1 protein-coding gene is annotated in these 14,360 nt (G+C 64.8%); it reads right to left on the bottom strand.

Going from position 1 to position 14,360, the window contains the following annotated elements:
* Position 1 precedes the first annotated feature (1 nt).
* Positions 2–14,326, bottom strand: coding sequence for a non-ribosomal peptide synthetase (locus ABX74_RS04700; RefSeq protein ID WP_047888337.1), 14,325 nt, complete (start codon positions 14,324–14,326; stop codon positions 2–4).
* Positions 14,327–14,360 lie beyond the last annotated feature (34 nt).

The raw sequence follows: 14,360 nt of genomic DNA on the forward strand, positions 1-14,360 counted from the left end.
GTCAGCCGCGCACGTCTTGGATCTCGATCAGAGCGTCCAACTCAGCGTCGACGTCCGGGGCCGCGTGACGACCCGTTCCGACCGCCAGGTTGATCACGGGCCCGATCGCCTCCAGACCTGCCTCGGTGAACATTTCGGCGTGTGACGTGGGCACCGGACGGTCGATGATCACCCCGGACACGAACGGTCGCCACGCCGACGCCGTTCGCAGCGGGTCGAAGGTGTCGGTCTGTGCCGAGAAGAACAGCAGATCGCCCACGAACTTGCCCGGGCGGTACCGGTGGGCAAGCTCCGCGCCTGCGGAGTATTCCTCGAACAGTCGCTCGATCCGATCGCTCGAGACCAAAGGGTGATCGCCGATGGCTTCATGCAAGAGCGCTTCGGCGTCCTCCGGTGTCATCTCACGCTCGTCGGCGTCCGGGACCGAGATCCCCAACCCGCCGATCAGTTCGGCGAGAGAAGGCTGCGCGCCCGCCATCGTCGGGTCTTCGAGAACGAAGCTGTCGAGAAGAATCAGGTCGGCGACGCTCTCACCCGCTGCTTGCAACTGCACCGCCGCCGCGTGAGCGATCAATCCCCCGATCGACCACCCCAGCAGGTGATACGGACCGTGCGGCTGAACTCCGCGAATTTCCTCGACGTACCGCGCCGCGAAGTCCTCGATCAGCTCCGCCCGGAATTCGGGGTCCGTCAGAATCGGCGACTGCAGGCCGTAGAGCGGCCGGCTGGAATCGACGTACCGATCGAGTGCCCCGTAGCACCAGGCCAATCCGATGGCCGGATGGATGCAGAACAGTGGCTCGGCGCGGCCTTCCGGGCGTAGTGGCAGGACTACTGCAAGTGCGGAGGTATCCGCGTCACTTGTCACAACTGTTGCCTCGAGTTCGAAGAGTCTGCGCGCCAATGCCTCCGGCGTCGGGTCGGAGAATATCCACGCGACGGGGACGGTCATGCTGGTGCGTTCCTTGATGGCAGCGACCAAACGCGTTGCCATGAGCGAGTTTCCGCCGAGTTCGAAGAAGCTCGAATCGGCGTACGTGTCTGCGTCGGCGAGATCGAGTACCTCCGCGAAAGCAGCGCAGATCGCAATCTCGTCGCTGCCGTCCGGACTGCGTCCACTCGGCGCCTCCCAGAGGGGCGCAGGCAGAGCTGCGCGATCCAGCTTGCCCGCCGGTGTGGTCGGGACTGCACCGATCGTGACAAAAGCGGACGGGATCATGTGCGCAGGTAGGGATGTGCCTGCGTGGCGTCGTAGTGCGGTGACGTCGACGTCCCCGTGTGCCGGGACGACGTACGCGACGATCCGAGCGTCGACGCCGTCGCCGACGACCACGCTCACAGCCGAATGCACGGACGCCTCCGACGCCAGCACCGCGTCGATTTCACCGAGTTCGATCCGGAACCCTCGGACCTTGACCTGGTGGTCCGCGCGTCCGAGATAGACAAGCGACCGTGCGCGATCTTCACGCACAAGATCTCCGGTGCGGTACATCCGAGAGCCTTCGGGTCCGTGCGGGTCGGCGACGAACCGCGCTGCCGTGAGCGCGGGGTTGCCGAGGTACCCGCGGGCGAGACCGTCGCCGCACACGTAGAGCTCACCGACGACCCGTCCGGGGACCGAGTGCAGTCGGGAATCGAGAACCATCGCATCCACGCCTCGGATCGGACCGCCGATCGTCACGGTCTCCCCCGCGACGAGTGAATCGCTGATGGTGACTGCGACGGTAGCCTCGGTCGGGCCGTACGCGTTGAACATTCGGCGCCTCGGCGCCCACCGAGATACGAGGTCGGCGGTGCAGGCGTCGCCACCGACAACGACGGCCTCGAGATGGTCGAGACCGGCGGGATCGACAGTCGCCAGGGCGGCCGGAGTCACGAATGCATGGGTGATCGTCTGCTCGTCGAGCAGTTCGTGCAATTCGACACCGCCGAGAACCGTCGGAGGCGCAATCACCATCGTTGCGCCGGCGCCGAATGCCAGAAGGAGCTCGAGAACCGACGCGTCGAAGCTCGTCGAGGCGAAGCTCAGAGCGCGAGAGTGCGCGGTGACGCCGAAACGTTCCCGCTGTTCGTCGGCAAACGCAGCCAATCCCGCGTGAGTGACCAATACGCCCTTGGGTTTTCCGGTCGAGCCCGAGGTGTAGATCAGGTAGGCCGGGTTATCGAGCTCGAGTGGCGCGTCCGGCAGTGTCTCGGAATGGGCTGCCTCGATTTCGGTGGTGAATTCGACCGCGTCGAGCTCGATCCACGGCGTGGAGCCCGGAAGGCCGGCCACATACTCGCCCCTGGTGATACCGAGTACCGCCCCACTGTCGGTGAGCATGTGCTCGATCCGCTCGGCGGGGTACGCCGGGTCCACGGGAAGAAACACTCCGCCGGCTTTCGCTACGGCCCAGAGCGCGATCACATAGTCGGCCGACCTCGGAAGCGCGAGTGCCACAATCATTTCCGGCGCAATCCCGCGAGCGATCAACGCAAACGCCATTGCGTCGGAGCGTCGGTCGAGTTCGCCGTACGTGAGCGTGGCGGAAGCCGCGACGTCGACGATTGCCGGAGCATGCGGATCGGCCGCGCCGCGAAGCAGCAACTCCGGCAAGGTCAAAGCATCGCCGGCCGGACGTCCGGGCAACGCACGCAGGCCACGTCCCGCAAGATCCACGTCACCGACGACGGCGGAGGGCTGGGCAGTCAGTGTCTCGATGATCGTTTCCAGCATCACCGCAAACGACTCCGCCGTATCGGTGTCGAAGAGGTCCTTCGCGTAGGTGAGGGAGGCCTCGTAGCCGCCGCCTTCCTCCGCGGTCTGTTCGACAACGGTGAACTGCAGGTCGTACTTGGCGATGTCCGGTGTGATCTCGTGGGCACGAACGGCAAGTCCAGGCAGGTCCCACGTCGTCGGGTGGGCGCCGTGGAACGAGATCATCGTCTGGAACACCGGATGACGGTCGGTGGTCCGGGTCGGCGCCACAACGTCCACGACCTGCTCGAACGGAATGTCCGCGTGGGCGAAGGCGTCGAGATCGACGGAGCGGACAGTACGCAGAACGTCGACGAACGTCGACCCGGGATCGACCGTCGTGCGCAGTCCGACCGTGCCCACGAACATTCCCACGAGGTCGTCGAGAACTCGGTGTCCTCGCCCGGCGACCGGAGATCCGATCACGATGTCCGTGCTTCGACTCAGCCTGGACAGCAGCACGGCATAGGCAGCGTGCAACACCATGAACGGCGTCGCCGCATTCGAGCCGGCGACCGCCTCGACCGCGATCCGGGTGTGCGCCGGAAGCGAGACCGCGGTGTGGCCGCCGCTCAACGACTGGGTGAGCGGGCGCGCTCGATCGCTCGGAAGGTCGATCAGCTCAGGTGCTCCCCGCAACGTCTCCCGCCAGTACGACGCCTGTGCCCCGAGCACGCTCTCGGATTCGTTCACAGAGCCCAGCGCTTCCCGCTGCCAGATGGCGAAGTCCGCGAAGTGCACCTCGAGCGGGGTGAACTCGGGAGCGCGTCCCGAACTTCTCGCGACGTAGGCGGTGAGCACGTCCTTCATCAACGGCGCGATCGACCATCCGTCCGCCGCGATGTGGTGGATCACGATGACAAGCGTGTGGTGCTGCGGCGTCGACTCGAGCAGGAGCGCGCGAACGGGAGCTTGGGTCGTGATGTCGAATCCACACGACGCGAATTCTCTGGCGAGCTCTGCCGGTTCACGGGTGTCCGCATTTGCGTACTCCAGCGAGGTGAATGCATCCTGGATCACCTGGTGTGGGCCGGTGTCGGAGTCGGGGAACACCGTGCGCAGGATTTCGTGCCTTTCGATCACGTCGAGGACCGCAGCTTCGAGGGCTGGGACGTCGAGTGCACCGTCGAGGGAGATCGCGGCAGGGACGTTGTACGCGGGTGAGCCGGGATCCATCTGGTTGAGGAACCAGATGCGGGCCTGCGCGTAGGACAGCGGAACTTGCTCGGGGCGGTCGACGGCGGTGATCGGTGGTAGCGGCTTCGCCCCGGCGGATGTGTCGAGCACGGTGGCAAGTTCCCGAATTTCGGGGTGCTCGAACAGCATTCGGACAGGTACCTGCCTGCCCAACGATTCGCCCAGTCGCTGGGCAAGTCTGGTGGCGAGCAGTGAGTTGCCGCCGAGTTCGAAGAAACTGTCCGACGCACTGATCTGTTCGATACCCAGCAGTTCCGCCACGACGCCGGCAACCTGGAGTTCGGTCGCGGTGGTCAGCGGCTCGACACTCCGCTCGGACGAACGCAGTGTCGGCGCCGGCAGCGCCGATCGGTCGAGTTTCCCGACGGGGGTCAGCGGAACGTGCTCGATCGGGGTGATCGCCGACGGCACCATGAAGGCGGGCAGTGAGCGGCGCGCATGGATCAGCAATTCGTCCATCTCGACCGCATCGGCGCCGAGCACTACGTACGACGCCAACATCGTCTCACCGGAAGCTGCGTCGACGCCCACGGTGACCGCGAACTCGACGCCGGGGTAAGCGCTGAGCACGGAGTCGATCTCGCCCAGTTCGATGCGGAATCCGCGCACTTTCACCTGATGATCAGAGCGTCCGACGTATTCGATCGTCTCGAGCGGCGTCCACCGAACCAGGTCACCGGTCCGGTACATGCGGGCGCCGGCCGGGCCGAACGGCGCTGCCACGAATCGCGTCGCCGTCAACGCGGGTTGGTCGAGGTAGCCGCGGGCAAGTCCGAGGCCGGCGATGTAGAGCTCACCGGTGACCCCGACGGGTACCGGCTGAGCCGAGCCGTCGAGAATTACCGCGGACACGCCCCGGACGGGCCCGCCGATGGTCACGGTCTCCCCCACCGTCAGGGCATCGCTGATGCACACCATGACCGTGGTTTCCGTCGGCCCGTAACCGTTGAACAACCGGCGACCCGGTGCCCACTTGCGGACCAGTTCGGGTGAACAGGCCTCGCCGCCGACAACGATCGACTGCAAGACGTCCAGCCCGGTGGGATCGACCGAGGCCAGCGCAGCCGGCGTGATGAACGCGTGGCTCACCTGCTGATCGGTGATCAGTTTTGCGAGGTCCTCGCCGCCGTACACATCGGGAGATGCGATTACCATCGTCGCGCCCTCACCCACGGCGAGCAGCAGTTCGAGGATGGATGCGTCGAAGCTCGGTGAGGAGAAGTGCAGCGTCCTCGAGTGCGCCGAGATGCCGTAGCGCGCCGTCTGCTCGGCGGCCAATGCGCTCAGGCCACGGTGAGTGACGCTGACACCCTTGGGCTTTCCCGTCGATCCGGAGGTGTAGATGATGTAGGCGAGGTTGTCGATTCGGATCGGCGCGGCAGGAACCGGCTGCCAGACACCGTCGCCGTGGATGTCGTCCATCGTCATCCACGGAACCGGACGGGGCAGTGATTCGATCACCGCTTCCGTTGTCACTCCGCGAGTGGCTCCGGAGTCGGTGAGCATGTGCAGAATGCGATCGGCGGGGTATCGCGGATCGACCGGAACGAACGCGGCGCCGGTCAAGGAAACGCCCCACAACGCGACGATCGAGTCGATCGAACGCGGAATCGCTATCGCCACAATGTCTTCGGCGCCGATACCTTCCGTGGTCAAACGGCGGGCAAGCGCCGATGCACGGGCGAAGAGATCTCGGTAGAGCACGGTGGTGTCACCAGATCGAAGGGCCACCGAATCGCCTGAACGGGTGGCGGTCCGCGTCAATATTTCGGCCAAGGTGCGCGAACTGGTCCACGCCGGACCTCGTACCGGCATCAGCGACGCCCGCTCGAGGGTGCTGAGAAATTCCATGTCGTCGATTGCGGTGTCCGGGTCTGCGGCGACGGCACGGGCCACCGACTGCACACGTGCGGCGATCGTTTCCGCAGTGGAAATGTCGAAGAGCGCCTCGGCAAACCTGAGCGACCCGGTGATCTCCGCCTTCTCGGAATCGCCTGCCAGCAGGGTGAACTCGAGGTCGAACTTCGCGACGGACGGTTCGAGCGCTTGCGCCTCGAGATGCGCGTCGTGGACGGTTACCTGCGGCGAGACCACATTCTGGTGGTACGACAGCATGACCTGAAACAGCGGGTGTCGCGTAGTGGACCGGTCGAGATCGAGGGCGTCGACCAGCACCTCGAATGGCAACTCGGGGTGCGCGAAGGCGGCAAGGTCGCGTTCACGGACGACCTCGAGCAGGGAGGTGAACGACGCTCGGTGATCGACCGGTGTGCGAAGCGGTACCGAATTGACGAACATCCCGATCAGGGAATCCAGTTCGGGTCGGCCGCGGCCTGCCACAGGAGTGCCGACCACCACGTCGTCGGTAGCACCGAGACGCGCCAGAACAACCGTCAAGATCGCGTGTACGACCATGAATTGCGTCGCGCCACTGCGCCTTGCCAAGGCGGCGAGCCGCTCCCCGGTCGCCGCGTCGATGACGATCGGCACCGATCCGACGGCGGTCGTGGTGACAGATCCGCGTGGGCGATCCACCGGTAGCAGTACCTCGTCCGGGGCACCAGCCATGGCAGCGGTCCAGAAGGTCAGCTCGCGGGCAACCAGAGACTCCTGGTCGTCGATCTGCCCGAGCGAGTCTTGCTGCCACACCGCGTAGTCGGCGTACTGCACGTCGAGCGGTATGAAAACCGGGGCGTCTCCGACGACGCGTGCGGAGTACGCCGCGACGAAATCTGTCGCGAAGGGAGTCAGGGACCAGCCGTCGAAGGCGATGTGGTGGATGACGACAATCAGTACGTGAGCGAAAGTGTCCTCGCGCACCAGCATGGCCCGAATCGGCAGATCCGAACCGAGATCGAACCCACGCGCCGCGAACTCCGTCGTCGCGGATTCGATACCTTCGGATCCGCAATAGCGCTCGACGGAGAACTGCACGTCGGAAATTGCTCGGATGACCTGGCTCGGGCCGTCGGCGCTGTCGACGTAGATCGTTCGAAGCACCTCATGGCGTGCAATGACGTCCGCAAGCGCCTCCTCGAGTGCATCGCCGTGGATGTCTCCGGTGATCCGGATCGCGAACGGAATGTTGTAGACCGCGGACTGCGGGTCGAAGCGATTGACGAACCACAGGCGCTGTTGCGCAGCGGAGAGCGGTAGTCGGTCCGGGCGAGCACCGGCGCTCAGAGCAGGTCGATCGTCTGATTCTTCGGCGCTCGCCGCCAGACGTGCAGCGAGCGCTTCGACGGTCGGCGCTTCGAAGATCGAGCGCACGTCCACAGCGAGTCCCGTCGCTGCGCTCAACCGCGCGGACACCTGCGTCGCGACGAGCGAGTTGCCCCCGAGATCGAAGAAACTGTCTCCGGCCCGGACCTCGGGTACGTCGAGCAGTGAAGCGAACACGTCGGCGACGGTGCGTTCGAGCCCGGCCTCGGGTTCACGACCCGTACCGAGGACTTCGCGCGGTATCGGCGTCGGCAATGCTCTCCGATCGAGTTTGCCGACCGGAGTCAACGGAATCGCGTCGATCGGGGTGATCGACGACGGAATCATGTACCGCGGCAGCGTGTCGGCGAGTGCCGCAAACAGCGACTCGATATCAGCGTCGCCGCTCAGCAACACGTACGACGCCAGAGTGGTGCCTGCGGCGGATTCGACGGGAATCGTCGTGGCGAAGTGAACGAGAGGGGAATCCATCAGAGCAGCGTCGATCTCGCCGAGTTCGATGCGGAACCCGCGGATCTTGAGCTGATGATCGCTGCGGCCCACGTAGCGAAGGGTCAGGTCCTTGGTCCAACGGACCAGGTCACCGGTTCGGTACATCCGCGCACCGGACGTCGAGTACGGATGCGCGACAAAACGATCCGACGTCAGCGCGGGACGAAGGTGGTAACCACGTGCAAGCCCCGGCCCACCGATGTACAGCTCGCCGACGCCGCCGATCGGGACCGGTTGCAGCCGAGCGTCGAGCACCACGGCGTCGATTCCGCGGATGGGACCGCCGATGGTGATCGGCTCGCCCGGTGAGAGTGGGTCACTGATGGCAACCATGACAGTGGTTTCGGTCGGACCGTATCCGTTGTGCAGTCTGCGCCCGTTGCCCCAGCTCGAGACCAATTCCGGGGTGCACACGTCGCCGCCGACGACTACGCATTCCAGTGCCGTCACGCCCGCCGGATCGACGGTCGCCAGAGCAGCCGGAGTGATGAAGGCATGAGTGACCTCGCGGCTTCGGAGGAACTCGCTCAACGCCTCCCCTCCGTAGATGTCGGGAGGGGCGATCACCATCGTCGCGCCGGTCGAACCGGCGAGCAGTAGCTCGAGTACGGCGCCGTCGAAGCTCGGTGACGCAAAATGCAGAGTCCGCGACCCGGCGGTGATCCGGTACCGATCCTGTTGTTCGCGAGCAAGATTGGCCAAACCTGCGTGAGTGACGACGGTGCCCTTCGGCACTCCGGTCGAGCCGGAGGTGTAGATGACGTACGCAGCCGACGCCGCAGTGATCGACGCTGTTCTGTCCGCGTCGTCGATGGCAGCGTCGTCGATGGCAGCGTCGGAGTAGGCGGCACATTCTGCAACCGTGTCCGCGTCGCCGAGGTCGATCCAGACTGCGACGTTCCCGCCGGTTGCCGGACCGGCCGCAACCTCGGCGGACCGAATTCCGATCCGCACACCCGAATCCTCGAGCATGTGCGCAACTCGATCTGCGGGATAACGGGGATCGACCGGGACGAAAACGCCACCGGCTTTGGTGACCGACCAGACTGCGAGCACGGAGTCGACCGATCGGGCGACGGCCAGTGCGACCGGTGTCTCGGGGCCGACGCCCAGGTCCATGAGGTATCGAGCGATCCGATTCGATCGACGCTCCAGCTCCCCGTACGAGAGTGAGCGCTCGGAGTCTTCGAGGGCGATCGCGTCGGGATACGTCCTCGCGGTAGCCCCGAGGATCTGCGCCAGCGTCGATTCGCCCACCGAAGCCACGCCGCGCCGCGGCAATATCGCGGCACTCTCCCGGGATCCGAGTACACGAAGATCACCAACCGGTGCAGTCGGTTCCGATACTGCCGATTCCACGAGGGTCACGAAGTTTCGAGCCAACGCTTCGACCGTCGCGTTGTCGAACAGGTCGGTGGAATAGGTGAACGTGGCATCGATTCCAGCTGCGGCCCCGGACTCGTGACGTTCGGTGACGGTGAGCTCGAGGTCGAACTTGGTCAGCCCCGTCTCGACTGCCCGCGCCGTCATCGACACCCCGGCCAGTTCGGCTGTGTGAGCCGTGGTTATCCGAGAGGTGATGGCAGCTTGAAAGACCGGATGGTGCGCAGGCGAGCGGTCCAGTTCGAGCGCGTCCACGACGACGTCGAAAGGCACGTCCGCATTGTCGAAGGCATCCACGTCGACGGCCCTGACCTGCGACAGGTGTGCGGCGAACGTCGCGTCCCGATCGACGACGGTCCGCAAGGCCAGAGTGTTGACGAACATGCCGACGAGCAGATCGAGAGATCTGTCCCCTCGTCCTGCCACCGGTGTTCCGATGACGATGTCGTCCGTGCCGCTGTACCTGGCCAGAAGCAGGGCGAAGCTCGCGTGCAGGGCGATGAACGGCGTGGCGTCGTGATCGCCGGCGAGTACAACGAGCTTCTGATGAGTGGAAGCGCCAATTCTGATGTCGACTCCGGCCCCGCGCATGGTCGGGTCGAGTGGGCGCGGACGGTCCGTCGGCAGGTGGAGTTGCTCGGGCGCTCCCGCCAGCTGCTGCTTCCAGAACGCGATCTGTGAGTGGGCAAGCGAATCGGTGGATGCCGCGTCGCCGAGGTGTTCTCGGTGCCAGAGCGTGTAGTCGGCGTACTGCACCGGAAGGGGCGCCCACTGCGGGCTGTTGCCGCCGACGCGGGCGGCGTAAGCGCCGGTGAGATCAGCAGCCAACGGCGCGAGCGACCAGCCGTCGGCCACCATGTGGTGCAGAACTACGACGAGGACTGCTTGCTCGTCATCGCCGTCCTTGCCATCGCCTTCCTCATCGTCGGCGACAGTGATCAGCAGGTAGCGGACCGGGCGTTCGCGGACCAGATCGAAACCCGCCGAGGAGAATTCGAAGATCACTCTTTCGAGATTCTCGCGTTCCACTTCGATCGACTCGAGCCCCGCGATACCCTCGCCCAGGCCCAGAACCTTCTGCGTTGCGTTGTCCCCGATTTGAGGAAACACGGTGCGTAGTGACTCGTGACGTGTCACGACGTCCACGATCGCGGCGCTCAGTGCGTCGGGATCGACGTCGCCGCGCAACGACACCGCCAACGGAATGTTGTATGCACCTGATTCCGGTGCGACGCGGTTCAGGAACCACAGTCGCTGCTGCGCGGGAGCGAGAGGTAGTACCGCCGGCCGGGCCACGACCTGGATACCGTCAGCGTCCGGGGTCTGGGCAGCACGCTCGATCGTCGCCGCGATCCCGGACACCGTGGGATGGTCGAAGAGCGCACGCAGTGGCATACGAACTCCGGTGGCTTCGGTCAAGCGCGCCACAGCCGTCGTCGCTACCAGCGAGTTTCCGCCCAAATGAAAGAAATTGTCGTCGAGCCCGAGCGGTCCGCTACCCAGGATGTCAGCCAGAACCGCGGCTACCTTGCCCTCGGTCGTGGTCGTCGGGGGCCGGAAGACCCTGGTGGAGGCGAGGATCGGCGACGGCAGCGCACGCCGGTCGAGTTTTCCGTTGGTGGTCAACGGAATCGAATCGATGACCATGAAGGCATCGGGAACCATGTAGGTCGGGAGGGCTTCGGCGGCGTGCGTGCGAAGGGCTTCGGCGTCCACGGCGTCCGAAGCGGTCACATAGGTCACGAGAGCGCCGCCGGCCGGCGTCGGAGCCACGACGGTCACGGCGTCGTCGATTCCCGGCGCGCCGAGGATGACGGAGTCGATTTCGCCGAGTTCGATCCGGAATCCGCGGATCTTGACCTGCGCGTCGCCGCGTCCGAGGTATTCGAGTTGTCCGGGCGCAATCCATCGTGCGCGGTCACCGGACCGGTACAACCGTCGTCCGCCGGCATTGAACGGATCGGCGACGAACCGGCCCGCGGTGAGGTCTGGTCGGCCCAGATAGCCACGGGCGAGTTGACCGCCGGCGACATAGATCTCCCCCGCAATCCCCACCGGGACCGGGGAGAGATGCTCGTCGAGCAGGTACACACGAAGTCCGTCGATCGCGTCACCGATCCGGCTGCCGGTAACCGCACTCGCGCTCGCCCGGTCGAGTTCGAGATGGGTGACATGCACCGTCGTCTCGGTGATGCCGTACATGTTGACGAGTGCGGGCCCGGATTCCGTGGGATTGTCGTGATTGTCGTAGCCCGCGTGATTGTCGTACCAGCGCCCGAGGCGACGAAGATCCAAGGCTTCGCCACCGAAGATCACGTACCGGAGCCGGGTCGCCGAATCGGCTCGAAGGTCGGCTTCGATGTACTGGTAGAAGGCCGAGGGCGTTTGATTGAGCACGGTGACGCCTTCTGCGGCGACGAGCGCGCGGAAGGCATCGGGGTCGCGTGAGACTTCGTGATCGACCAGAACCAGCGTTCCACCGTGGAGCAGCGCGCCCCACAGTTCCCACACCGAGAAGTCGAAGGCGAACGAGTGGAACATCGTCCACACGTCGTTGCCGTCGAATCCGAATTCGACCTGCGTGTTCTCGAACAATCGCACCACGGTGGCGTGGGTAACCGAGACGCCCTTGGGTCGGCCCGTCGACCCCGAGGTGTAGATCACGTACGCCAGATTGCCGGCTCCGTGCCCGCGCGGGCACTCATCGGTTTCCAGACCCTCACCGGAGTACTCGTCGGAGTCGACCCCGACGACCACCACGTCAGAGTTCGGGAAGGCGGAGTTCGGGAAAGTGGAATCGGAGATGACGCACACCGGTTGCGCATCCTCGACCACGTATGCCAAACGCTCGGCGGGGTGCGCACGATCGAGTGGGAGGTATCCGCCGCCGGCCTTCACTACCGCGACAGCGGCAACGATCATGTCCACGGATTTCGGCAGCATGATTCCGACCAACGACTCGGATTGCACGCCATGCTCGACGAGCTTGCGCGCCAACTGATTCGATCGTCGATCGAGTTCGCGGTACGACACGCGCTCGCTACCTGCGACAACGGCGATCGCTTCCGGGGTCGCCCGAATGCGATCGGAAAGGATGTCGGAGAGCGTTCGGACCGGGGTAATCGGGAGAACGGGCGGCACCAGCGCCTGGCGCGCGTCCGGGCGGAGCAGATCCACTGAGCCGAGCGCCGAGTGCGGAGCACCGACCATCGCGGTCAAGATTCGTAGATAACGGTCGGCGAGGTCCTCGGCTTGCTCCTTCGTGCCGAGCCAATCCAGAACACCGGAGATCGGCTGATCGAATTCGGCATGCTCACCAGTCGGAATCGCCAGGGAGACAAACAGTTCCGGCGCGGTGGCCAGATCCGATCCGATAGGCGCACCGACCATGAGCCCCGGAAATCTCGGGTGAGCATCCAGCGGCTCCTCGAAGCAGACCATCGCCCGGAACAACGGGCCCGTCTCCACCCAGCGGCCGTCACCGAGTGCGGCGGTTACTGAAGACAGAAGAATGTCTGCGTGTTCGAAAGCTTCGATTGCGACGGTGTCCACCGCACCGACCAGGTCGTTGAGCGTCATGGTGTTCGACACCGTCGAGCGAAGCACCAACTGGTTGGCGAACATCGAGACGAAATCGTCCGGGTTCGAGGCGCCGTACCCGCGGACCGAGACGCCGATCGACACCTCGTCAGCCGAACCGACGCGGCGCAGCAGTCCGGCCATCGCAGACTGGAACAGCACGAACAGACTCGTGTTCATCGTCGTCGCCATCGTCTCGAGGCGGCGGCAGAGGTCTGCCTCGATCTCGAGGGGCGTGGACGTCCGACCGGATCCGGCGACGACCGGCAAACCCAGATCCTCGGCGGGGTTCGACAATGTCGAAGACCAGTACTCGACGTTGCGGGCGTGTTGAACTTCGGCGATCCACTTCCCCGCGGCGTCCGGGTCGATGTCCATCAATCGAGTTCCCGATTCCGCAGCGCAGAACAATTCGAGGAATTCGAGGAAACGTCGGTGGTGACGCGTGATGTCCTCGTTGGTGTAGAGGTCTGGATTCGCGGCGAAGTCGATCTGGATCTCTTCGGCTGCGGAAGTCTGATAGACGTTGACCGAGAGGTCTTCGATCGGCCCGGTCGAGATCACGTTCAGTTCGCCGTGCGCGTCCCCGAGAGTGATTCCCGAGTGGAACAGCATGAGGTTGATCAACGGCCCGTGGAAGCCGCGTCCGTCGGCGATGCTGTGATCACCGGCGTTGAGGTCGCGTCGTAGGTCCTCGTGGCGGTACTTCTGATGACGCAGTGCGCCGGTGAGTTCGATCTTCACCTCGTGCAGCAAGTCTCCCACCGCGAAGTGCGGATCGACACTCGCACGTATCGGGACGACGTTCGACATCATTCCGCCGGACCTGCGAGCAGCTTTTGTCGTCCGCCCCGAGACCGGCAGGCTGAGGACCACGTCGCGAGTCCCGGTGGCCCGGGCGAGGTAAGCCGCCAGTGCACCGATCACCACTGACGACGTAGTCACGTCGTGAGCGACGGCAAGCCGTTCGAGGGAGCTTCGCAGTTCCGTAGGTACCGTCGCCGACCGTAGGCGTGACCACGCCTGCGACGGAGCAGTCGAGGACGCGAGCGAGGTTCCGCCCGGCTTGTCGGCCATCTTGGTGTTCCAGTAGTCGCGATCGCGTTCCCACCGGGAAGAGCCCAGATAGTCGGCCTCTGCCTTCACCAACGATTGGAGGGGGGCAGTTACCGCTGGGGGAACTGGCAGATCCCGCACCGCGGCGGTGTAGATCTCGGCTGTGCGGTTCATCATCGACATCGCGCCGAAACCGTCGAGCGCGACATGATGAATACGGCTGTACCAGTAGTAATGGTCGTCGCGAAGCACCAGGACTGCCAGCCTGACCAGGCGATCGGTGAACGGATCGATGGCAGCAGTGTGCTCTTTGCGCATCCATTCTCGCGCCGCCGATTCCGGATCGGATTCGGCGCGCAGGTCGACCACGTCGAGGGAGTCGTCCATGTCGAGATCGAGCCACTGACGCGCAACCCCGTCCACCTCGACCAGGCGCAGGTATCCGGAGCCGATCTCACGGCCGGTCTGTTTACTGGCAGCGGTCAGCAGCTCGATGTCGAGCGGGCCGTCCACGTCGACGTACTGAGCGATGCTGACGGGAATCTCGGGTCGAAGCTGTTGTGCGACAAGCAGGGAAAGTTGCGCGGCAGAAAGAGGGAAGGTGAGTTCGTCGTCCGGACGAGCTGCGGAAACGATTCCTCGGTCGGGACTGCCATCCACACGAATCTCCCTCTTACAACTTGATCATGATGCA

It is taken from the genome of Rhodococcus sp. ARP2, from assembly GCF_001029585.1.
Classification (GTDB): Bacteria; Actinomycetota; Actinomycetes; order Mycobacteriales; family Mycobacteriaceae; genus Rhodococcus_F; species Rhodococcus_F erythropolis.